Source organism: Chryseobacterium sp. 2P (assembly GCF_059579425.1).
The window spans coordinates 2340374-2364468 of the sequence record NZ_CM184194.1; the positions used below are offsets into that span (position 1 = coordinate 2340374).

21 protein-coding genes are annotated in these 24095 nt (G+C 36.5%); 12 read left to right on the forward strand and 9 right to left on the reverse strand.

Going from position 1 to position 24095, the window contains the following annotated elements:
* Positions 1 to 1947, forward strand: coding sequence for a T9SS type A sorting domain-containing protein (locus AC52CF_RS10715; protein ID WP_496518179.1), 1947 nt, complete (start codon positions 1 to 3; stop codon positions 1945 to 1947).
* Positions 1948 to 2008: 61 nt separating this feature from the next.
* Here the strand turns inward: AC52CF_RS10715 and AC52CF_RS10720 are convergent, their stop codons facing one another.
* The 4 genes from AC52CF_RS10720 to rsmG are packed head-to-tail and all read right to left on the reverse strand — an operon-like array spanning position 2009 to position 6345.
* On the reverse strand, positions 2009 to 4702 hold the full coding sequence (locus AC52CF_RS10720) for a PD-(D/E)XK nuclease family protein (protein ID WP_496518180.1): 2694 nt from the start codon (positions 4700 to 4702) through the stop codon (positions 2009 to 2011).
* Positions 4699 to 5235 carry a DUF922 domain-containing protein gene (locus AC52CF_RS10725; protein WP_496518181.1) on the reverse strand — a complete coding sequence of 179 codons (537 nt, stop codon included), beginning with the start codon at positions 5233 to 5235 and terminating at the stop codon, positions 4699 to 4701. The genes AC52CF_RS10720 and AC52CF_RS10725 overlap by 4 nt, the downstream gene beginning before the upstream one ends.
* A 6-nt stretch (positions 5236 to 5241) precedes the next feature.
* Positions 5242 to 5649 carry a hypothetical protein gene (locus AC52CF_RS10730; protein WP_116099552.1) on the reverse strand — a complete coding sequence of 136 codons (408 nt, stop codon included), beginning with the start codon at positions 5647 to 5649 and terminating at the stop codon, positions 5242 to 5244.
* Positions 5650 to 5709: 60 nt separating this feature from the next.
* Positions 5710 to 6345, reverse strand: coding sequence for a 16S rRNA (guanine(527)-N(7))-methyltransferase RsmG (gene rsmG / locus AC52CF_RS10735; RefSeq protein ID WP_256039379.1), 636 nt, complete (start codon positions 6343 to 6345; stop codon positions 5710 to 5712).
* A 347-nt stretch (positions 6346 to 6692) separates the two neighbouring features.
* Between rsmG and AC52CF_RS10740 the strand changes: the two genes are divergently transcribed.
* Both AC52CF_RS10740 and AC52CF_RS10745 read left to right on the forward strand, forming a co-directional pair.
* Positions 6693 to 7886, forward strand: coding sequence for a pyridoxal phosphate-dependent aminotransferase (locus AC52CF_RS10740; RefSeq protein WP_076390392.1), 1194 nt, complete (start codon positions 6693 to 6695; stop codon positions 7884 to 7886).
* Between the two features lie 57 nt (positions 7887 to 7943).
* Entirely contained in the window at positions 7944 to 10883 is a 2940-nt protein-coding gene (locus AC52CF_RS10745; RefSeq protein ID WP_214589605.1) for a M16 family metallopeptidase, read from the forward strand.
* A 31-nt stretch (positions 10884 to 10914) separates the two neighbouring features.
* Here AC52CF_RS10745 and AC52CF_RS10750 read toward each other — a convergent pair whose 3' ends face one another.
* Positions 10915 to 11724, reverse strand: coding sequence for a GLPGLI family protein (locus AC52CF_RS10750; RefSeq protein WP_214589604.1), 810 nt, complete (start codon positions 11722 to 11724; stop codon positions 10915 to 10917).
* A gap of 229 nt (positions 11725 to 11953) precedes the next feature.
* Between AC52CF_RS10750 and AC52CF_RS10755 the strand changes: the two genes are divergently transcribed.
* The 3 genes from AC52CF_RS10755 (at position 11954) to AC52CF_RS10765 (ending at position 13259) form a co-directional block, all read left to right on the forward strand.
* Positions 11954 to 12586, forward strand: a complete 633-nt coding sequence (locus AC52CF_RS10755) for a peroxiredoxin (RefSeq protein WP_076390398.1) — start codon at positions 11954 to 11956, stop codon at positions 12584 to 12586.
* Positions 12587 to 12702: 116 nt separating this feature from the next.
* Positions 12703 to 13008, forward strand: coding sequence for a thioredoxin family protein (locus tag AC52CF_RS10760; protein ID WP_087709873.1), 306 nt, complete (start codon positions 12703 to 12705; stop codon positions 13006 to 13008).
* 2 nt (positions 13009 to 13010) lie between these two features.
* Positions 13011 to 13259: a DUF6952 family protein gene (locus AC52CF_RS10765; protein WP_087709871.1), complete on the forward strand. Its 249-nt coding sequence runs from the start codon at positions 13011 to 13013 to the stop codon at positions 13257 to 13259.
* Between the two features lie 388 nt (positions 13260 to 13647).
* On the opposite strand, the gene AC52CF_RS10770 is transcribed toward AC52CF_RS10765, so the two are convergent.
* The 4 genes from AC52CF_RS10770 to AC52CF_RS10785 all read right to left on the reverse strand — a co-directional run bounded on the left by AC52CF_RS10770 (position 13648) and on the right by AC52CF_RS10785 (position 16416).
* Positions 13648 to 14334, reverse strand: coding sequence for a Bax inhibitor-1/YccA family protein (locus tag AC52CF_RS10770; protein ID WP_496518182.1), 687 nt, complete (start codon positions 14332 to 14334; stop codon positions 13648 to 13650).
* Positions 14335 to 14355: 21 nt separating this feature from the next.
* Positions 14356 to 14832 (reverse strand): peptidylprolyl isomerase, encoded by a 477-nt coding sequence (locus AC52CF_RS10775; RefSeq protein ID WP_496518183.1) that lies wholly within the window; start codon positions 14830 to 14832, stop codon positions 14356 to 14358.
* A 67-nt stretch (positions 14833 to 14899) separates the two neighbouring features.
* Positions 14900 to 15346 (reverse strand): peptidylprolyl isomerase, encoded by a 447-nt coding sequence (locus tag AC52CF_RS10780; protein ID WP_302714828.1) that lies wholly within the window; start codon positions 15344 to 15346, stop codon positions 14900 to 14902.
* A gap of 35 nt (positions 15347 to 15381) precedes the next feature.
* Positions 15382 to 16416, reverse strand: a complete 1035-nt coding sequence (locus AC52CF_RS10785; protein ID WP_496518184.1) for an acyl-CoA reductase — start codon at positions 16414 to 16416, stop codon at positions 15382 to 15384.
* A 59-nt stretch (positions 16417 to 16475) separates the two neighbouring features.
* Here AC52CF_RS10785 and AC52CF_RS10790 point away from each other — a divergent pair, with 59 nt between their 5' ends.
* From AC52CF_RS10790 to AC52CF_RS10815, 6 genes are all read left to right on the forward strand, one after another.
* On the forward strand, positions 16476 to 16826 hold the full coding sequence (locus tag AC52CF_RS10790; RefSeq protein WP_034682968.1) for a 4Fe-4S binding protein: 351 nt from the start codon (positions 16476 to 16478) through the stop codon (positions 16824 to 16826).
* Positions 16827 to 16950: 124 nt separating this feature from the next.
* Positions 16951 to 18015 (forward strand): 3-phosphoserine/phosphohydroxythreonine transaminase, encoded by a 1065-nt coding sequence (gene serC / locus AC52CF_RS10795; protein ID WP_214589598.1) that lies wholly within the window; start codon positions 16951 to 16953, stop codon positions 18013 to 18015.
* A 114-nt stretch (positions 18016 to 18129) separates the two neighbouring features.
* Positions 18130 to 19092: a D-2-hydroxyacid dehydrogenase gene (locus AC52CF_RS10800; protein WP_271161171.1), complete on the forward strand. Its 963-nt coding sequence runs from the start codon at positions 18130 to 18132 to the stop codon at positions 19090 to 19092.
* A 3-nt stretch (positions 19093 to 19095) separates the two neighbouring features.
* Positions 19096 to 20340, forward strand: coding sequence for a DUF1015 domain-containing protein (locus tag AC52CF_RS10805; protein WP_108410250.1), 1245 nt, complete (start codon positions 19096 to 19098; stop codon positions 20338 to 20340).
* A 280-nt stretch (positions 20341 to 20620) separates the two neighbouring features.
* Positions 20621 to 22027, forward strand: coding sequence for a M20/M25/M40 family metallo-hydrolase (locus AC52CF_RS10810; RefSeq protein WP_496518185.1), 1407 nt, complete (start codon positions 20621 to 20623; stop codon positions 22025 to 22027).
* Complete coding sequence (locus tag AC52CF_RS10815) at positions 22028 to 23383, forward strand: M28 family peptidase (RefSeq protein ID WP_496518186.1); 1356 nt, start codon at positions 22028 to 22030, stop codon at positions 23381 to 23383.
* The last annotated feature ends 712 nt before the right edge of the window (positions 23384 to 24095 follow it).

The window sequence follows — 24095 nt, forward strand, 5'->3', positions numbered from 1 at the left end:
ATGAAAAAATCAATTACTCTTTTTCTGGGACTTACTGCTTCTTTCTATTTTGCGCAACAAGCCGGAGACGTTTTCAGTGTTGAACAAAAACTGGATCTTACGCCACAGGCAGTGGCAGGCTTTATTTCAAACAATCTTGGCGAACAGAATTCTCCGGATTTTGTAAATTATCTCAACAGTTTTAATGTAGGTTTAAAAGCCTATAAAATAACGTATTATACAAAAAATGAGAAAAATAATCTTGTAAAAGCAACAGGACTTCTGATGTACCCGAAAGCAAACTACAAGCTTTCTACTGTAGTTTCGGATCACGGAACTACCGACAGCCGCCAAAATGTACCTTCCAATCTTAAAGGAGTTCTGTATGCAGGATTTGTAGTGGAGCTTTCTTATGTTCTGAACGGCTATATTTTAATGGCTCCCGATTATGTAGGGATGGGAAGCGGAGACGGAGTTCATCCGTATGTACACTATCCTACCGAAGCTTCTGCGACCATTGATTTTGTAACGGCAGCCAACAAAGTTCTTGCCCAGCAAAATGTAAAACGCTACGACGAATATTTTTTAGCGGGTTATTCGCAGGGCGCTCATGCAGCAATGTCCACATTAAAGAAATTGAGCATTTCGAATCCTAACAATCTGTATTTTAAGTATGCGTATATGGGAGACGGACCTTATGATTTCTCAGGCGTTACTTTGCAGAAAGGCGTTCTGGAAAAACAGGTTTATCCGTTTACTTCTTTTATCGCCAATGTTGTTAATACCTGCAATAAAACAGGGTACCAAATGTACAACAGCAATATTTCGGAAGTAATCTCTTCAGAATATCTGGACCGCTACAATTATCATGTTGTTCAGGATAACGGAGGTCTGCTTTGGGGTCCTTTGGTGTGGAGAACACTTTTTACCAATAATTTTGTAAATGATGTTACGAATAATCAGAATAACAAATTGAGACAATGCCTGAAATCAAATGACGTATACGACTGGTATAATAAAACACCCATGACTTTAGGACATTCTACGGTTGATCTCGCCATTCATCCGGACAATACATCTAAAACCATTGAGGTTCAGAGAGGTTATTATTCGTGGTGGGATCTGAATAAATACAAACTGGAGGCATTTTATTGGGGACCTTTAGGACATATCGGAGGAATTGTGCCTTTTGTTCTGGCATCCAATGCCAAATTCAACACATTAAGAAGCGGCGGACTTTTTAACGAATGGGCAATGCTGACTTCAAAACAGTCTCAAAATAGTCAATCCGGAATCAGTTCTATTTATCAATCACAGATAAAACCTGATCTTCAGAATATGGAACTTCTTGAAATCACAGATTTTAACAAGGAAAAGGCTGAACGAAAAGCTGTGAGCAACAACAATTTAGCATCCTTACAAGATGGAGTATATTTATTAAAAGTCTCTGAAAACAATTCGGAAAAACTCATTCCGTACATTAAAAACAGTCCGGAAACTGTAGAAGAAAAGGATATTGTAAAATCTGAGATCAATAATATTCTGAATTTAAAAATCAATCAGGAAGAAATTTTGGCTGTCAATATTTTTGATGATAATAAAAATCTTATCAAGTCGGTTTCTCAGGAACAGTATATTAAAGACGGAGGAATAAATATCAATACTATTGATTCTCAAAATCTTACTTTGGAAATTATCACCCGTTTCTATAATTTACAGTTTAAAAAACAAATCAGTGAACTGAAAACGGAAGATACAGTTTCGGTTATTGCTCAGAATAATCAGATTATTGTAAAAGCTAAAAACGGTATTAAAAATATCAGTATTTACAGTATTTCAGGAGATTTAATCCAGAATCAGGAAGTAAACAGTTCTCAATTCGAATCAAATACCATCAAAACAGGAATTTATGTGGTTCAGGTAATTCAGAATGACGGAAAAACTTTCAATAAAAAAGTGAAATTATAGTAATTTTCTTCATACAATCCTTCATCGTAATGAGTGCATCCGTTTCGGATGCATTCTTTTTTTATGCAGAATAAGGTTTTATGTTTTCGATAAATGCAAGATCCGGATTCAGAATTTCTTCGATCAGGCTTTTAATGGATTTCATGGCATCATCAATATCCCCTTTGTCAAACTGAAGAGAAACAACGCCTTTTTTAGCTTCGGCAAAACTCCAGATTCCCGTCTCAATCGGAAGTCCCCAAAACTCGGGAAGATTCTGTACAACGTACTGATAAATGCACAACTGCAAAGCCTGTTTTCGGTCGCTGTTATGGAAATATTCGTCTACATTGGATTCGTCGATTTTTACGATAAGATTTTTAATTTTTGCCGTTTTATAATCAATAATTCTCAACGTTCCGTTAAGCCGGTCGATCCTGTCGATGAAGCCGAAAAAAGAAACTTTGTCTTTTTCATCAAGATAAAAATCTACATTTTCGAAACGTTTTTCGATGTCTAAAATTTCCAGTACGTTTCCGCTTTTTATCAGCTCAAGATCATGATTTAAAATATTTTCAATGACTTTTTTAGCAATGGCTTTATGAATGAAATTCATTCCTTTTTCATAAAACTCAGGCTGATGTTTCAGCTTTTCAATAGCCACCTCTATGTATTGATCTATTGCTTTAACTGATTCTTTTAAATCGTTTTCTTTTAATACTTTACCTTTTAATACTTCATAAATTTCTTGAAGGGTATAATGCACCAGATTTCCGTAGTTTTTTACCGACAGTTCTTCTTCAATTTCATCACTTTCCGAGGTGTTTAAAATCTTGGAAAGGTAAAAATCAATCGGATTGTACAGATAACTTGTAAGGTGAGAAGCCGAAACTTTTTCCTTCCATTTTTCCAACCGCTGAAGAACAATTTCTGTTTTTGAAATTTCGATAGGCTGCGTAATAATCGGCTCGGAAGAATTTTCAATAATCAGATGTTCGATATTGTGAGAACTTTCCATTTCGATCTGGGTGATGAAACGGCTTTTTTCTCCCGTATTTACTCCGGAACTTAAGGCATTAAAAAGTAAATGTACATTTTTGGAATCCTGAATCAACCGGTAAAAATGATAGGCATAAATACTGTCGTTTTCCAAAAAAGTATGAAGATCAAAAAATCTTCTGATATCAAAAGGAATATAGGTATTCTGTGAATTTCCGAGTGGTAATTTCCCTTCGTTTACAGAAAGCATAATCACGTTTTCAAAATTCAGGAGACGGGTTTCCAGAAGTCCCATAATCTGCAAACCTCTCAAAGGCTCTCCCTGAAAATCAATACTTTCTGAATTAATATGCTGATTAATCAGAATTTCCAATGTTTCCATTTTAATTTCAAACTGATAAGGAGACAACTGATTTTTGATAATTCTGAAAGCATTTTCGAAATGGGAAACGTTTTCATACTGAATATCATCAATTTCCAGCCATTTGATCTGCTTGCAGAATTCAATTAAAGAATCTAAATAAACAGTTGTAGAGTCTGCTTTTTTCAATAAATTATAGTACGAAAGTTCATGTAACAATTCGTGAAAAAGCTTTTTGGAAATGTAAACGATATTTCGTTCTTCAATTTTTGCTTTAAAATTATTGATCACCAATTCATCTTCAGCAGATTTCGGCAATTCTTCCAGAATCGGAAAAATATCGCGGTAATAATACGACGACTTGTTTTTTTCCAGTTGTTTCTGAAGATAGAAAAGCTGTTTTACAGCATTCGAAAAAGAAAGGTTTTTCAAAGGAAAACCCATCGTTATATTCAGATTGGGAACGCCGTGCATCACATCCAGACTTGCAGGAAGCAGATTTTCATCCAGCAAAACGACCGCAGTATCGGAGTAGGTTTTATTTTCTATTTCTTTGAAGATTTCCGGTAAAATTTTCGTCTGGGTAATATTTCCTGAAACTTCGTAAACTTTTATGTTTTTGGGCTGATTAAAGTCGTCTTCAATCCATTGAAAAAGACGGTGATCATCAAATTCCTTCCACGTTTTATGGTTTCTTAAAAACTTTCCTGCTTCCTGTCTTTCATCATCAAAATAATAATGATCTGCCTGAAAAAAGCACTGTCCTTTGTCCCATTGCAGAAGAGTTCTTACGAGCTTTTCTTCCGCCGGAGTAAAGGCGTTGAAGCCGCAGAACACGAATTTTTCACTGGTATTTTTGGCAAACTCATCAATCTTTGCTTTTGCCGCTTCGTTGATCATTCCGGAAGTTGCCCAGTTTTTCTCCTTCAGTTTTTTCTTGAGAACGGGAAGAAAGACATTCATGTTTTTCCAGAAATTAAGGAATTTTTTTCGCGGTCCTTCATCGTCTTCTCCCAAATCCTGCGCCCATTCTTTAATACGCTCTTCATCAAACATATACTGTAAAACGGCTTCATCACTTTCGGAGAATTTCAGGATATCGTCCCAGTCTTTCTGCAACGTAGGAAACCATTTCAGAAATTCTGCAAAATCGTCATTTGGAATCAGATTTAAGCTTTTATAGACATCGAAAGCGAAAAGCCAGAGTGCAATTCCCTGAATCTGCTGTTTGTCGGCAATTTTATCAATCAGTTCTTCAATTGTAAAAAAGTTCGGCAAAAATCCGGAGTAATTATTTTCCTCAAGAATTCGTCTGATGAAAACAATAGGACGTTTTCCGGGCAGAACGATGTTAAATTCAGATAAATCGGAATTTTGGGTTAATAATTCACTGATGATTTTATTGAGGAATTTCAAGAGGTTTTATAGTTTTTGTAATTTTCCAGTTGTTCAGCAATAATACGGTTGTATTCTGCCTGCTTTTCCTCTACCATTCCGTTCCTTGTTTCGCCGTCATAAGTTTTCTGGAAATCCTGATATTCTTTGAGGATTGTATTGTAAATGGTTTTAAAATACCTGTCGAAATCAGCTCCGTTTTTAATCTTTTCCGAAACTTCTTTTCTCAGTTTTCGGGCAAAAACTTCAGCAACATCAAAATGTTTCTGCTCATGAAGCAGCACATAATCATTGATTCTTTTAACGTCTTTCCAAGATTGGTATTCGTTAAAAATCGTCTGAATCGTAATTTTTACCGGAGCTTTCGGATTTGAAGATTTTACGTAAGAATACGTCCAGCCACAGTTGGTATACGCCACGACATTGTCTCCACGCTGGTTGTTGACTTGGCTTTTAAAATTGCTCCAATTCAATTTTTTTCCCTCTTCCCACTTAATTTTCTGACCGAATACAATATTGGAAATCAGAAAACAAGCTGCAAAAACTCCTTTCATTTATTTTTATTGAACTACTATTGTTTTGGTGATCCAGTTGTTGCCGCCATTCCAGAATTTAAAAGTATATTTCCCAATCTGTTGCGGACTGAAATTGATCTGATTGGCAGAAGTGTACGTTTTTTCCGTACACGGTCCGTTCGTAATATATTTGTATGCCGTAACAGTTCGGGTTAAATTATCATTATGCACGTAATCATATCCATAAAAACCCTGACAATGAGACGGATAAGTAGAATAAGTCTTAATACTCTGAACCGAAAAAACATCCATCGTATCGTTAACAATCCTTACACTGTCAATTTTGATTTTGTCAACAGATTCGATGGTATTATAGTCATCGTCATTGTTACAAGATGTAAAAAATAATCCTAAAACTAATGCAGAAAACCCAAAATGGAGAAACTTTTTCATAGTTACAAAAATTTAGATTATTATTAAAAATATCAGAATTTATTCTTTAATACTGTAAAATTAAGAATTAAAATTACCTTTAGAAAGATACACTACTTTTTTTGTATCATAAAATTCTTCGTCAAAATAACTTTTCAGGCTGAAAATTTCACATTTCAATCCGGCAAGTTCTTCAGCAAGATCCCCTCCTTTCAGATACAGAACGCCATTATGCTTTGTATTAAATTGTTCTTTCTCGAATTTACCTTTCAGCCATCTTAAAAATTCAGGCATCTGTGTTACAGCACGGCTTACTACAAAATGGAATTTTTCCTTTAATTTTTCAGCTCTTCCGTGGATCGCCGTTACGTTTTTTAATCCTGCACCTTCTGCAACTGCATTTACCACTGTTATTTTTTTTCCGATAGAATCAATTAAAGTAAACTGGGTTTCGGGAAACAAAATCGCCAGAGGAATTCCGGGAAAACCACCGCCTGTTCCGATGTCCAAAACTCTTGTTCCGGGAGCAAATTCCATCACTTTTGCAATTCCCAAAGAATGTAAAATATGCTTTTCGTACAGAGATTCCATATCTTTTCTTGAGATCACATTGATTTTTTCATTCCATTCATGATATAAAACCTCCAGTTTATTGAACTGATCGATCTGTGTCTCTGTAAGATCCGGAAAGTATTTTAGTAGTAACGTTGTAGACATGTAAATTATTATAAAAAGCAAAAATAAGTTTTTTATCAGCTTTATTCAAATTATCAAAACCAAGATTTATCTTTCTCAAATTTCTTTACACCTCTTTTTCAATATAATTGTTGGTTCTTTTCAGTAATTTTGAAATTTTCTTATCCAGTTTTCCGGGATTGATGGATGACTGATTGATTCTTATTTCTACACAGATTCTGTTCATGAAGGAGCAAAACTATTTTTACTTTAAACAATTAATTGAATAAGTAATAAAACGCCAGCGCAGACAAAAAAGCTGACTCCGGCTCTATTTTAACTTCTGAAGAAATACTTTTTATTATATTTGTTAAAATAGAAATAATTACATGGAGAAACTTTCAGATAGAGTACAGAGACTTGGTTACTCACAAACTTTTGTTATGTCGAATAAGGCTAGAGAAATGAAAGCCAGCGGAATAGATGTTATAAGCCTTACTTTAGGAGAACCCGATTTTGATGTTCCGGACAATATCAAACAGGCTGCTTTCGATGCCATTAACCAAAATTACAGTCACTACTCTCCTGTTCCCGGATTTTTAGAACTTCGTGAAGCGATTGCTCACAAATTAAAACGAGATAATAATTTAGAATATAAACCAACGCAGATCTGCGTTTCCAACGGTGCAAAACAGGCGATTTTAAACGTTCTGGCTGCCCTTCTTAACGATGGAGATGAAGTAATTCTTCCGAATCCTTACTGGGTAAGCTATGATGAAATGGTAAAAATGATGGGCGGAGTTTCTGTGATGCTTCCGACTTCGTATGTAACAGATTTTAAAATTACTGCGGAACAGCTTGAAGAAGCCATTACAGATAAAACGAAGGCTGTCCTGTTCAGCTCACCGTGCAACCCTTCAGGCGGATATTACACGTATGATGAACTGAAATCTCTGGCAAAAGTGATTGCCAAATATCCTCACGTAACGGTAATTTCAGACGAAATCTACGAATTCATCAACTACGAAACGAAAACAACTTCGATTGCTCAGTTTCCAGAGGTTTACGAACAGACTGCCGTTATCAACGGGATGTCTAAAGCGTTCGCGATGACAGGATGGAGAATCGGATATTCTGCGTGTCCGGAATGGCTGGCTAAAGCGTGTGAAAAAATTCAGGGACAAATGACGAGCGGAGCAAATACAATGGCTCAGAGAGCGTCTATCACCGCTTTACAGACCGATCCTTCGGAGTATAAATATATGATTGATGCTTTCAAAAAAAGAAGAGATCTTGTTTATGATTTAATTAAAGAAATCCCAGGTTTTAAAGTGGTTTTGCCTAAAGCTGCGTTTTATTTCTTCCCGGATGTATCGCATTACATCGGAAAAACGTTAGACGGAACAGAAATTAAAGATTCTGATGATTTCGCGATGTTCCTTCTCGAAAATGCTCATGTAGGCTGCGTTGGCGGAGTTTCTTTCGGAAGTCCTGAATGCATCAGATTCTCTTATGCGGCTTCGGAGGAAGATCTAAAAGAAGCCATGAGAAGAATTAAAGATTTACTTGATAAATTTAACTAAGAATAATTTTAAGCATTTTTTTAAACAATAATCAAACATATTCCAACATTAATTAACATGAATTTTTTAAAGAGAATCACCATTGTAACCAGTATTGCAGCAGCAAGTTACTGCGGATACGCTTACGGACAGGATTTCCAGTGGAAAGAAGCACAGTCGAATGGCTACACGTATAAATATGTAACCAACGACCCTACCTCAGCAAGATATTATACGCTGAAAAACGGCTTAACCGTTATTCTGAGCCCAACGAAAAAAGATCCAAGAATCCAGACTTTTATTGCAACGAAAGCAGGAAGCAAAACGGATCCGGCAGATCATACCGGTTTAGCACATTATCTGGAGCATATGCTTTTCAAAGGAACAGATCAATTCGGATCTAAAGACTGGGCAAAAGAAAAGCCGCTTCTTGACCAGATTGATGCTCTTTACGAGAAATATAATTCGACAACGGACGAAGCAAAGAGAAAGGAAATTTATAAAGAAATCGATAAAGTTTCGGGAGAAGCAGCAAAATATGCTATTGCGAACGAATACGACAAAATGATGTCGGGAATGGGTGCAGACGGAACCAACGCATTTACATCATACGAACAGACGGTTTACACGGAAGATATTCCTGCGAATGTAACGGATAAATTTCTAGCATTACAGGCAGAACGTTTCAGACAGCCGATTTTAAGACTTTTCCATACAGAATTGGAAGCAGTTTACGAAGAAAAAAACAGAGGTCTGGATAATGACGGAAGAAAGGTTCTGGAATCTATGTTTGCCGCAATGTTTCCGAATAATAATTACGGAAAGCAAACGACCATCGGAACGATTGAACACCTGAAAAATCCTTCTTTAAAGGCGATCAGGGAATATTACAACAATTATTACGTTCCGAATAATATGGGGATCATCATGTCGGGAGATTTTAATCCGGATGAAATGATTGCCAAGATCGACAAAGCTTTTTCTTACATGAAAAACAAACCGGTTCCGGCTTACAATCCGGGGCAGGAAAGTCCGATTATGGCTCCGATTACCCGGGAAGTTTACGGCCCGAATCCTGAAAACATCATGATTGGATTCCGTTTTCCGGGTGCTACGACAAAGGATGCTAGAATGCTGAATTTTATCGGAAGTATGCTTACCAACGGACAGGCGGGATTAATTGATCTTGATCTTGTTAAAAAGCAGAAATTACTGAGCGCTTATGCTTTTCCGTACGTTCTGAAAGATTATTCAGCGCTTTTGTTACAGGGTAATCCTACAGAAGGACAGTCTTTGGATGATGTGAAGAATTTACTGCTTCAGGAAATCGACAAGCTAAGAAAAGGAGAATTTTCCGATGACCTGATCCAGTCGATCGTGAATAATGAGAAGAAAAATGTGATCCAGAAGTATGAAAAATACACTTCCAGAGCGGAATCCTTGATGGATGAATTCACTTCCGAAGTCGACCATAAAACCCAGCTTCAGTATATTGAAGAAATTTCTAAACTGACGAAAAAAGATATTATGGATTTCGCATCTAAATATCTTAAAGACAACAATTACATTGCGGTTTACAAAAGAAAAGGAGAAGACAAAAATATCGTAAAAGTAGACAAACCTACAATTACTCCGGTTTCCGTAAACAGAGAAGACCAGTCGCCGTTCCTGAAAAAGATCGATGAAATGCCTGAAGCTCCGATTTCTCCGGTATGGCTGAATTTTGAAAAAGATATTGCCAAAAGCAAAGTAAAATCGGTGGATGTACTTTCTGTAAAAAATACAGATAATGATCTTTTCAGATTATACTATTATTTCGATGCCGGAAAATGGAATAACAAAATTCTTCCTTTGGCAGCGGAATATCTGCAATATTTAGGGACAAAAAATAAATCTTCGGAAGACATAAGTAAGGAATTTTACAAACTGGCTTCAAGCTTCAATGTAAGCGCAGGAAATGAAGAAACCTACGTTACACTGGAAGGTCTGAATGAAAATTTCGATAAAACTGCGGCTCTGTTCGAAGATTTAATTAAAAACTGTGTGGCAGATCAGAAAGCTTTGGATTCTTACAAAGTAAGACTGAAAAAATCAAGAGCCAATGCGAAACAGAATAAAGGTTCTATCATGAGCGGATTGAGAAGCTATGCACAGTATGGTCCGCAAAATCCATTCAATAATGTATTGAGCGATGCCGAACTGGATGCCTTAAAAGCAGAAGATTTAGTGAATGTATTGCATGATTTATTTAACTTTAAGCATAAAATCCTTCATTGCGGTCCGAAATCAGCCAACGAAGTTGCTTCTTCTTTAACGCAGATCCATAAAGTTCCGGTTTCGCTGAAAGAGATGCCGAAGTCTAAAACATTTACCCAGATTCCTACGGATAAAAATAAAGTATTGTTTGCCCATTACGATATGGTACAGGCAGAAATTTTCTGGGTAAGAAACAGTGATCCTTACAATGTAAGCATTACTCCGACTGTAAATTTGTTCAATAACTATTTCGGCGGCGGAATGGGTTCTGTGGTTTTCCAGACGATCAGGGAATCTAAAGCTTTGGCTTATTCTACCTACTCTTACTTCGCGCTTCCGGGCAAAAAAGAGGATAAAGATATGATTATGGCTTATGTGGGAACTCAGGCAGATAAATTCAATGAATCTACCACAGCCATGAATGAGCTTCTGACAACACTTCCGAAATCTGATCAGTTATTTGAAACTGCAAAAAGCGGACTGAAGAAAACCATTGCCTCCGAAAGAATTACACAGGACGGAATTATCTTTACGTATCTGAGAGCCCAAAAGCTTGGAAATAATACAGATATCAGAAAAAATACTTACGAGCAGGCTCCAAACCTGACATTTGCAGACATCAATAGTTTCCACGATAAGGAAATGAAAGGTAAAAGCTACACCTACTGTCTCGTTGCTTCGCAGGATAAAGTAAGTGAAGCTGATATGCAGAAACTTGGTGAAGTGAAGAAACTGAATTTGACTGAGATTTTTGGTTATTAATAATGAAAAAGCCCTGAAATTCAGGGCTTTTTTATTGATAATCAATCCTGCGATTCAGTTCTATGGGGTTATTATTTTCCTTTATTTGCTTTTTAAGCTGTTTTGTCATCTTATTAAGATCGGTCGGGATAAGATTTCCTTTTTCATCTCCGGACTGTATTTTTATGTTTCTGGCTTTCAGTTCTGCAAAAGGATCTGCATAATAATCGGATTGAATTTTCTGAAAATCTCCCCAACTTATCGTCGTTCCTTTCTTTGAGAAAAACAGATTATCCTTTTCCAGTTTTTTAATCTTTATTAAATTAAAACTATAGTTTTCCTGATCGTCCGAAATGTTGACAATAATTCCGGGAAGACCATTAAAAATATACGGACCTTCAGGAATAGGAATACTTTGCGTAAACCATGCGATCCAGCTTCTTCCGCCGTACTCTACCGTTGCTTTCTGGCATTCAAAATCCTCTATTTTCTTTTTGTCGGATAAGATTTTCCAGTTCAGATTTTCATCTATATTTATGAAATATTTGTCATTAAAAAAGCTCATGAAAATAACCTTTTGAACATTTGCTGTCTCAAGATTTTTTACAACATAAATCTGAGAATTAAAAACCGGACTTCTGCCTAAACCAAGTCCCTTTCTTTGGATCATGGAATCGGAAACTCTTTCGCGCTCACAACGAAAAGCAGATTCCTTTTCAAAAACATCCAAGTAATAAGTTTCGGTAGTAAGGTCGGGTTTATTGGGATTAGGCTTAAATTTAAGATCATAAACAAAGGTCATTTTTTGAGACAGCATCATTGCTGAAAGTATGCATCCCAAAATAAGGAATACTTTTTTCATGAATAATTTTAAAATCATGGTATTTAAATTTACAGCTAAATTAAGATTTATTAAAATTTCATCTATCAGGAAATATGGCTAAATCATAAAAAACATCCTATTCAAAGGCTTTTTTATTTCTATCAGATCAAAAATAATTATAGATTTTATTTATCGAAATCAAATTGTTCGATAGACGAAATATTTCTATATTTGCACCAGAAAATTTAAAATAAAAAACAGGAAAATTATGTCTTTAGTAGGAAAAAAATTCCCGAATGTAACAGTAGATGCAATGTCTGAAATGGGTGATGATCTTAGAATCAACATCTTCCAGGAAGCTACAGAAAACCAACAAAAAGTTCTTTTATTCTGGTACCCGAAAGATTTTACTTTTGTTTGCCCGACTGAACTTCATGCTTTTCAGGAAGCTTTACCAGAATTTGAAAAAAGAAACACTAAAGTAATCGGTGCTTCTTGCGATACCAACGAAGTACACTTCGCATGGTTAAATGTTTCAAAAGACAATGGTGGTATTGAAGGCGTTACTTACCCGCTTTTAGCTGATACTCACAGACAGTTGGCGAATATTCTAGGAATTGTAGATCAGGATTTCGAATACAATGACGAAGGTGAAGAAGTTTTCACAGGTTCTAATGTTACTTACAGAGCAACTTACCTTATCGACGAGACCGGAAAAATTTTCCACGAGTCTGTAAACGATATGCCTCTTGGCAGAAACGTAAAAGAATATTTAAGATTAATCGATGCTTATACGCACGTACAGAAGCACGGTGAAGTTTGCCCTGCAAACTGGGAAGAAGGAAAAGAAGCAATGAAAGCAGACAGAACTTCTACGGCAGAGTATTTAGCGAAAAACTAAGATAATGTGCTAATTTGAGAATGAGATAATTTGAAAATTGATCACATTGATTATTTAAGAATTATCTCATTTTCTATTTTAAACATTTTCAATTAATAAATTGTCAAATTAAAATTATGTATACAGAATTAACAGAAGATACGCTTCAGAATATTGTAAGCGAAAATGAAAAGGTTGTAGTACAATATGGTGCAACATGGTGCGGAAACTGCAGAATCATGAAGCCAAAATTCAAAAAACTGGCATCAGAGAACGAAAATATTCCTTTTCTTTATGTAGATGCAGAAAAATTACCGGAAAGCAGAAAATTGGCAACAGTGGATAATCTTCCGACTTTTGCAATCTTCAGAAATGGTGAGTTGGTGAATCAGGTACAGTCTAATCAGGCAGAAAGTTTAATTAATTTATTCAACGAATTGTAATCATGAAGTTACCGATCATCAGACAGTTTTATCAGAACCAGACTCCTGAAAATCTTGAAAAAACGTTAGAAGTTTTAGAAAGCTTTACAGAATTCAGAGGAACTACCGAAGAAGATATGAACGTTGCAGGAGAATTAATTACGAATATCTGTGGAGCTCTGGAAGTTCACGCCAACGTACAAAACGGAATGAGCGAAAAAGATGCTTTAAATTCTTTTGCTCAGAAGGTTTTAGGATCGATTGACAGATAGTTTTTATTAAACACGAATATTTTTAAAATTGTGTCATTTGTGTTTTAGTTCAAACACGAATATCACGAATATTCTTTCACGAATAAGCACGAATATTTTTAAAAACTGTGTCATTTGCGCTAAATTAGTACCATTTGTGTTTTAGCTTAAACACGAATTTCACAAATATTCTTTCACGAATAAACACGAGTTCTTTTAAATTGTGTCATTCGTGTAAAATTAGTGCCATTTGTGTTTTAGTTCAAACACGAATTTCACAAATATTCTTTCACTAATAAGCACAAATATTTTTAAAAATTGTGTCACTTGTGTTTAGATCAAACCAAAAATAAAATCCCGATGAAAAGACATCAGGATTTTTTGGGTTTATAAAATTTCTCTTATTGAATTAGCTTCTTCTGCTCATTAAAATTCTCAAAATATACCAGAACAAAAGCATAATGGAAGCAAAAAGCTGTAAAGAAGCTCCAACATACTGATCTGTTGTATAAGAATCTTTCAGTTTGCTTGTCTGGTACAAAATCGTTGCAGAAGCCAGAATTACCATTCCTACCGAAAACCAAAGTCCAAGATCGAATCCGAAAATCATTCCGCCAACAATTAATCCAAGTGATATAAATCCTCCGATTACAATAATATTTCTAAGGAAAGAAAAATCTCTTTTTGAAGTAAATGCTACAAAAGAAATCCCTGCAAACATCGCGATGGTTAACATTGCTGCCTGATAAATGATTGATCCGCCAACATTCGCTACTGCAATGTAGATCATCGGCATAAAAATTAATGCTTCAAGCAAAATATAAAATCCCAGTCCCATATACTGAACCGATCTGCTTTGCGAAAGAGACCATTTATTCGCTAATACAGAAGCCAGCCAAAATACTCCGATAATTAACAGCCAGGTAAATTTCCCCTTAAACATTAATCCGATAACTTCCGGCGGAACGGTTTTTAACAATATGGTTTCCACTCCAATAAAAGCAAGAATCGCCAAAGCAACGTGCAAATATGTTTTTTTATAAAATTCTGCTTTTTCAACTTCTTTGGCATGCGCCACTAAAACATCTGTCATCATAGTTTTTTATTTTTTAATAATTTACTTCACAATCTTATAAGGTTTTATTCCCATAATCTTTCCGTCTGTTTCAAAAACTGCCGTAATCACCTCTTTCGGTTCAGCGGCTTTATCATCAGAATATTTATACTGAATCATTGGCAGGCTGCTTCCGTCAATTAAGGGTTTATAACTGGCTTTGATAATCTGAAACGTTTTGTCGGTCTTAATATCTGCTGCAAGCTTCTGGTAAACAACATCTGTTACCATAGTTTTGGCTTTTTCGGATAAAAGTTCATCCATGGCTTTTCGGTCAGAAACCTTCAGGGCTGCGATAAATTTCAGAAATTTTCCGTTGTAGAGTTCAACCTCCTCTTTTGTAAGACTTAAAGAGGGTTTTACATCGGGCGTTACATTTGTGTTCGTGTTCTTTTTTGTTTCCGGTTTCACATTTTTCGTCTTTTGTGAAAGAAAAAAGGGCGCCGACAAAACGGAAAGAACTAAAAGTATTTTTTTCATTATGTTTAAACTTTTTCAATAAACAATAAACGGAATACACGATTCTGTATTGCTTATCACTTATAAATTACCTGCTGTAATCCGGCATTACTCCTAAGATTTTACCGTCATTTTCAAAAACCACAGTAACCAGATCTCTTGGAGGAGAAAGCGTATCGTCTTTATATTTATACTGAATCGTTGGATAAGTTTCGTTATCCAATAGTTTCTGGTAGCCGGATTTATACACTTCAAATGTACGTTCAAAGCTGATTCCGCCCGATAATTTCTGAATGACATTATCTGAAACAATGCTTTTCACTTTATCTGAAATCAGAGTATTGACGGCTTCTTTATCCGATTTTTTCAATGCATCCACAAATTTCAGAAAATACGGATGATAAAAGTCGATTTTATCTTTACTCAATTCCGAAGTAAGCTCTATTTTCTTGCTTTCAACAACTTTAATTTTGCTTTCCTGCGAAAAACCCGCCTGAAAAGCCAAAGCCGCAACAATCAGAAGTATTTTTTTCATAATAAAATGATTTGCTGACAGCAAGATACAAAGAATTATATTACGGATAAAAATTTCATCGTATCTACATTATCCGCATACGTATTCAACCCCGGATGTTGGGCTTCTCCCAATTTAATGGAATCTAAACCAAGTTCTTCTTTCGCCACCACACACTGAATATCTTCTTCGTTTTCCAAAATAAAACTTTTCACTTCATCCAGAGAAGAATATCTGCTGAAATTGATCACAGAAAGCGGACTGAACAACTTCTCATCCTCCTTCAGCATCACAAAATTATTATCCCAGAATTTATCCTGATTTAAAAGATAAACCGCCCTGTTGTAATCGTAATTATTGGCATATTTATTATGATTGATGATCTCCTGAAAATCCAGAAAACTTTCAAATAATCTGTCGATAACAAAATCCTGAGGAATAAAAAGCCGGGTTACATTTCTGCATCCCAAACCGAAATAGCGGAAAATATCTTCCGCCAGAAGTTTAAGCTCCTCTTCCGTTTCATCCCCTTTTAAAACAGCAATGGAAGTTCTGTTTTTTCTGATGATATTCAGGTGATTTTTAAAATAATATTCCAGATATCTTGCTGTATTGTTGCTTCCTGTAGCAATTACCGCATCAAAATTCTCCAGTTTTTCTACAAACTCAAACGAGACATTTCCTTCCGAAAATTCATTCCATTTCTTTAATAAAAACGGAATCATGTATTTATCTTTTGAAGAAAGCTTGATCACCGGAATATGATTGCTCAGCACCACAGAAATCACATCATGAAATCCCACCAGAGGAATATTTCCGGCAAGAATAAGCCCTACTCTTTTCGTAGTTTTTGAAATCTGATATTCTTTCAGCCAGTCGGCAATATTTTCTTCCGTAAGAAGATCCGTCCACTGTTTCAAAGCAAACTTCTGGTTTTCAATGGTAAACCACGGATTTTCAATTTCAGATCGTTTTAACAACAATTCAAAGTCTGAATCGTTATCATTATAATCCTCCTGATTTTTGTTTAAAAAGTCTTTTATATATTGGCTTAGTCTCGTAAGTCCTAAAACTTGATTTTCGGTATTCATAATTGCTTTAAAATTGGGGAATATTTTGTAATTTTGTGCAAATTTAAAAAAAATTAGCGATGGCTATTAAAATAACTGATGAATGCATTAACTGCGGAGCCTGTGAACCGGAATGTCCAAACAATGCAATTTATGAAGGAGCAGTAGACTGGAAAGCTTCAGAAGGTACAGAACTAAAAGGTACCGTAACATTACCATCAGGTCTTACAGTGGATGCAGATGCGCCGCAGGAACCTGTAAGTGATGATGTTTATTTCATTGTAACAGATAAATGTACGGAATGTAAAGGATTCCATGAGGAACCACAGTGTGCAGCCGTTTGTCCGGTAGACTGCTGTGTTCCGGATGAAGATCATGTAGAATCTGAAGAAGCACTGCTTAATAAGAAAGCATTCTTACACGGAGAATAAAAAACTGCCGTCTCATCAATCATGAGGCGGTTTTTTATATACAAAAATTCAAAAGAACCCAATAAGAAACTATAAATGAATCTGTAAGAAGAAATTTTTACAGGAAATCCCAAAAAATAATAATATGAGCAAAAAGCACAACTTTAGCGCAGGACCATGTATTTTACCACAGGAAGTTTTCGAAAAATCTGCACAGGCAATTTTAGATTTCAACGGAATCGGACTTTCCTTGCTTGAAATTTCGCACAGAAGTAAAGATTTCGTAGCGGTAATGGATGAAGCACGCGCTATCGTAAAAAGACTGATGAATTTAGGAGATGATTACGAAGTTTTATATTTAGGAGGCGGTGCAAGTCTGCAGTTTGCCATGGTTCCTTATAACCTGATGAAAGTAGGCGGAAAAGCAGCTTATCTGGATACCGGAACTTGGGCGGCAGGAGCTATTAAAGAAGCTAAAAAAGTAGGAACAGTAGACGTTGTTGGCTCTTCAAAAGAAGAAAATTACTCTTTCATTCCAAAAGATTACACCGTAGGTTCAGAATATGATTATTTCCACTGCACTTCAAATAACACCATCTATGGAACTCAGATGAAGTCTTTCCCTGAAGTAGATACTTTAATGGTTTGCGACATGAGTTCTGATATTTTCTCAAGACAATTAGATTTTTCAAAATTTGATTTAATCTATGCCGGAGCTCAGAAAAATATGGGACCAGCAGGAGTAACTTTGGTGGTCATTAAAAAAGAAATTTTAGGAAAAACAGGAAGAGAAAATATGTTCTCTATTCTGGATTATGCTCAGCATATTTCTAAAGAATCTATGTACAACACACCTCCGGTTTTCCCTGTTTATGCTTCTCTGTTAACGTTACAGCATCTGGAAAACAATGGTGGAATTGCCGCAGCAGAAGCCAGAAACGAAGCAAAAGCAAAACTGTTATACGATGAGATAGACAGCAATCCTTTATTTGAAACATTCTGCGTAAAAGAAGACCGTTCTTTAATGAATGTATCTTTCAAAATTACAGACGAAAGCAAAAAAGAAGAATTTGATGCGGCATGGAAAGCTGCGGGAATCAGCGGACTGAACGGACACAGAAGTCTGGGAGGTTACAGAGCCAGTTTGTACAATGCTTTACCGATTGAAAGCGTACAGGTTTTAGTAGATGTTATGAAATCCATAAAATAATATAAATTATTAAATTTCAAATACTTAACAAATATTTAATGTTATTTTAAATTTTCTTAATTTGCGAGACTGTTTAAATTTTGAACCATTAAATATTTAAGTCAAAATAAAACCATGAAAGTTTTAGCCAACGACGGAATTTCGAAAGCAGGAGAACAGGCACTTAAAGATGCCGGAATAGAAGTTCTGGACAACAGAGTTGCACAGGATCACGTCATCAATTTCATCAACGAGAATAACGTGGATGTTCTTTTGGTAAGAAGCGCTACCAAAGTAAGACAGGATCTCATTGATGCCTGTCCAAGTCTTAAAATTATCGGAAGAGGCGGAATCGGGATGGATAATATCGACGTGGAATACGCTATTGATAAAGGAATTTACATCATCAATACGCCGACTGCATCCTCAAAATCGGTTGCAGAATTGGTATTTGCACATTTCTTTTCACTGGCAAGATTTCTCCATGAATCCAACAGGTTAATGCCTTTGGAGGGAGAAACCCACTTCAACGCCATGAAAAAATCCTTCTCGAAAGCATACGAACTTTCAGGAAAAACATTGGGAGTTATCGGTTTTGGAAGTATCGGACAGGAAGTTGTAAAAATGGGAATTTCTCTGGGTATGAAAGTAAAAGTGCTTACCAGAAAACCTAAAACAAAAGTCCTTTCGCTGGAATTTTTCGACGGACAAACTGTTAATTTCGAAATTACTTCCACCAACGATATGGATGAATTCTTAAAAGATACAGACTTCATCAGTCTCAATACGCCGAAAACAAACGAATATATCATAGACACGCCACAATTTGAAAAAATGAAAGACGGAGTCTACATTGTAAATACTGCAAGAGGAGGTGTAATGAATGAAGTTTCCCTGATAGACTTCATTGAATCCGGAAAAGTTGCCGGAGCCGCACTGGATGTTTTTGAAAAGGAACCCACTCCGGAAGTTCTTCTGCTGATGAATCCTTCGCTTTCCCTTTCTCCGCACGTAGGCGGAAATACCGTGGATGCACAGGAAAAAATCGGACTCGAGCTTGCAGAACAGATTATTAAGATTAAAGAAACTATAAACTAAAATATGCCAATTTTTAAACCTTTTCGTGGAATAAGACCTCATAAAGACTATGAGAGCACCTTCCCTACTCATCCTCTGGACAATTTTACGCAGGAAGAGATCGCGGAAAAAGCTCAGGTGGAAGACACTTACATTAACATGATAAAGCCTTATGTTGTAAGTAAATCCAAAGATATCGACAGGAATTTAAGGAAGATCCGGTCGACTTTTGAAGAATTGATGGAAGAGAAAAAACTCGTTCAGGACAATTCTGCCTACTATCTTTATGAACAGATTTATCCCAACAAACAGGTTTTCAGAGGTCTTCTCGGTTTAGCGAGCATCGAAGATTTCTGGAACGGAAAAATCAAGAGACACGAAAGCACCATTCCCCAGAAAAAGGAAAAACTGGCTCATTATCTTGAAAAAGTGAATCTTCAGGCAGAACCTGTACTTCTTACCTATCCGGCGAATTCGAAGATCGAACTGCTGATGAACCATGAGGAGAAAAACGTTCCGATCTTCAATCATGTGGATACCAAAGGAATCCGTCATAAAATCTGGAGAATCGATAACCGTTTAAAACTGCAGCAGTTTAAGGAAGTGATCGATCAGATCGATTCTTTTTACATCGCAGACGGACACCACAGAATCGGTTCCACTGCGCTGAACGCCAAACATCAGAAAGAAAAAAACAAAAGGCATAACGGGACGGAACATTACAATTTCGTGTACAGCTTTATCGTTTCCAACCAGTCGATTAAAATCCACGATTACAACAGAATCTTAACCGATCTTAACGGTCTTTCGAACGAAGAATTTTTAAAGGAGCTGGAAAAATATTTCCTGATCCACGAAAAAGGAGAAACGGCATATTTTCCTTCACAGAAATTCCACATTTCGATGTATATGGACGGTAAATTTTACTCCCTTCACGTAAAGCACGACCTCCGTTCTCAGGAAATGTCTCTGGATAATCTGGATCATCATCTTTTAGACAAATACATCTTTAAAGACATTTTAAAAATTGAAGATCCCGACAGCTCGGAGAAAATTTCTTACGTAAAAGGAACATCAAGCATTGAAGGAATCAACCAGCTTAAGGAAAAAGTAGACAACGGAGAAGGAAAAGCAGGATTCGGGATCTACCCAGTAAGTTTCAATGACATGATTAAAATTTCAGACCTGAAACTCAGCATGCCTCCGAAATGCACATTCATTGAACCTAAATTGGTTACTGCATTATTAATGTACGATATGAAACCTTAATCAGTTAACTTTATTCAATATAATTCTTTCGGTTAACGCTAAGATTGCAAAGAGGTATTTAAAATTTTGAAATATCTTCCGTTCGCAAAGGCACTTCGTTCAGCAAATGAAGCCTTTGCTGAGTTATACGCCCTTGCGAGCGGACAATTAAAGTTATACATAAAAATCCTCGTGTCCATTGCGTTAAAAATAATTAACTGCGGGTTTCTTAATCCGAATTTAGATTAAATTACTATTTTTTCCCTACTTTTATCTGCGGAAAAGAAAAGGTAAATAAAAAATGAAAAAAATATTCATTATCATTCCACTCTTTTTGGGTGGATTTTTATTTTCTCAAAAAAAACCTCTTAAAAAGCCGGTTAAGAAAACTGCTGTCGGCGAAAAATTCAATTATCCAGATGAATTCAGGAAGATTTCCGATGAGATCATGACCAACGGAATGGCGTACGAAAATCTGGGACAGCTTACCAAAGGCATCGGACCGCGTTTCAGCGCAACGCCGGGTTACATGAGAGCCGTAGACTGGGCAGAAAAAAAGCTTAAAGAAATCGGGATCGATATGATCTGGAAAATGGAAGCCAAAGCTCCGGTCTGGATCAGAGGAAAAGAATCTTTACAGATAAAAACCGCTAACGGAGACTGGAAAAACATCAGAATGCTTTCTTTCGGAAATTCTGAAGGAACGGGCGGAAAAGATCTTACAGGAGAAATTGTCTTAATCAATTCCGCTTCAGACCTTAATGCCATGTCTGTCGGACAGCTCAAAGATAAAATTGTTTTTGTGAATCTTCCGATGGATCCTAAGATCATCAATACCAGCGATTCTTATTTAATCACTGCAAAATCCAAACTTATTTCGGCTTCCGTTATTGCTAAAACCGGAGCGAAAGCATTAATTATAAGATCATTAACCACGGCTTCTGACGATACGCCACACGCAAAAATGGTGTATTACGAACCGGATGATAAAATAAGAATTCCCGCTTTATCCATCGGAGTAAAATCTGCCGATGAACTGGAAAAACTGTTAAAAAGCCAGAAAGTTACCGCTAAACTGAATATGACTGCCCAATCCAAAGGCGATACCACCAATCCAAATATCATTGCTGAAATTCAGGGTAAAAAAGATTCTAAGGTAATTGTTTTGGGTGCGCAGCTCGACTCATGGGATTTCGGAGAAGGAGCCATTGATGACGGAACCGGAGTCGCGCAGTGTATTGAAGTTTTAAGAACATTCAAAGCTTTAGGTCTTGAAAATAACCATACGATACGCGTTGTTTTCTACGCAAACAGCGAAAACGGCGGACAGGGGCGCGAAATGTATGCAGCGTACGTGAAGAAGAAAGATGAAAAGCACATTTTTGCACTGGGAACCGATGCAGGAGGCTATTCTCCGAGAGGATTTTCTCTGGATATGTCTCCGCAGAGAAGAAAACAGATTTTCGAATGGAAAAATTATTTCCTTCCTTATGGCGTTTACGATTTTGACCAGACAGAAGCCATTCAGGATATTTCTCCTTTAAAGAAAATGGATATTCCTTTGGCTGAGCTTGTGGTAGACACGCAAAGATATTTCGATTATCATCATTCCGAACAGGATACTTTTGATAAGGTGAACAAAAGAGAGCTTCTTCTCGGTGCGGTGGCAATGACGCAAATGATTTTTATGATTGATAAAAACTGGTAAATGAAAAAGATATTAGGAACAACTTTAACACTTCTGGGCTTGACGGTTTTTGGTCAGGCAAAAGAAGACTCCATACAATTTGCAAAAATTTCTACGGAAATATTAAATAAAGGAAAAGCATACAACGAGCTGAGAGAATTAACCAAAAATATCGGTCATCGTCTCAGCGGTTCAGCATCCTACGAAAAAGCCGTAACATGGGCAGAACAGAAGCTTCGTGATGCAGGAGCCGATAAAGTCTGGTTTCAGGAAGTAATGGTTCCGGTGTGGGTTCGCGGAAAAGAATCTTTACACATCAAAACCTCTAACGGAAAATGGAAAAGCTTAAAAATGCTTTCTCTGGGAAATTCTGAAGGAACAGGAGGAAAAGATGTTTCAGGAGAAATTATCATGGTGAGATCCATGGAAGAATACGATAAACTTTCGCCGGAACAGGTAAAAGATAAGATTGTGTTCTTCAATTATCCTTTCAGCCAGACGTATATAGAAACGTTTAGAGGATATGGTGATGCCGCAAAATACAGATCTACCGCTGCTTCATTAACGGCTAAAAAAGGTGGGAAATTTGCGATCATCCGTTCTCTTTCCTCTGCCTTTGATGATGTTCCGCATACAGGTTCCATGCGCTATCAGGATGATAAAAAAATTCCTGCTGTTGCAATCGGAAGCACAACGGCGGATGAACTGGCAGAACTTTTAAAATCACAGAAAATTACCGCTAAGCTCAACTCCAACTGTGGAATGAAGGGCGAAAAGCTCTCCCACTCTGTGATCGGAGAAATTACCGGGAAGAAAGATAAAAGCGTAATCGTTGTCGGTGGACATCTGGATTCGTGGGACGTGGGTGAAGGCGCCCATGACGACGGTTCCGGAATCGTGCAGAGCATTGAAGTTCTGAGGACTTTTAAAAATCTAGGCATCCAGAATAATCACACCATCCGCGTTGTTTGTTTTGCCAATGAAGAAAACGGCGTGAAAGGCGGTGTTATGTACGGTAAAACCGTGAAAGAAAACAATGAAAAGCATCTTTTTGCCATAGAAACGGACGCGGGAGGATTTACCCCGAGAGGAATTTCCCTTGATATGGATAACGAAAAAAGAAAGCAGATCCAGAGTTGGGCAGACCTGTTTTTACCTTACGGAGTTTATGATTTTAAAAATACCTATTCCGGAACAGATCTTTATCCGCTTCACGATTTAGGAATTCCGACAGCGGAACTGGTCCCCGATTCTCAGCGGTATTTCGACATTCATCATACGGAAGAAGATACTTTTGAAAAGGTAAACCGAAGGGAACTTCTGCTCGGTGCAAGTACTCTGACGCAGATTATTTATATGATTGATAAGAACTGGTAAAATATCATACACAACCGCTCTTTTAAGGGCGGTTTTTTTGTTTAAAATTCTGATGAAGAGACTCTTCGACAGGCTCAGAGTGACACCGCGAATACTAACTGTGTTATTTAAACAATGAAAGATTGTTTTTAGTAAAACCTTTAACGCTACATTGTCATCCTGAAAGGATCTCAACGATACATTGAAAACTTTGTTTAGATGCTTTCAGCATGACATACTGTAAATAAATCATCCTCCAAATGTTCTAAAAGTTATTTTATTTTTTGGTTTCTCGCTGATTGTGCAGATTGCGCAGATTTTTTTCAATTTAAAATTGTTTATACTTTCTCAATGTATTCACAGTTTTTTTGTCATCCTGAAAGGATCTAAACAATGATTTAAAATAACAGAGATCAATAAATAAAACATTCAGAAACGAGCTCTTCGACAGGCTCAGAGTGACACCGCGAATACTAACTGTGTTATCTTAGCAATGAGTAATTGTTAAAGGCTATTTTAACATATAAAATGATTAACAATCCTATGTCATTCTGACGAAGGAAGAATCTGAAAATATACGATCTTACTAAATGATGACAGAGACTCTTCGACAGGCTCAGAGTGACACTGCGAATACTAACTGTAATATCTTAACAATGAAGAATTGTTTTTAGTAAAACCTTTAACGTTACATTATCATCCTGAAAGGATCTCAACGATACATTAAAAACTT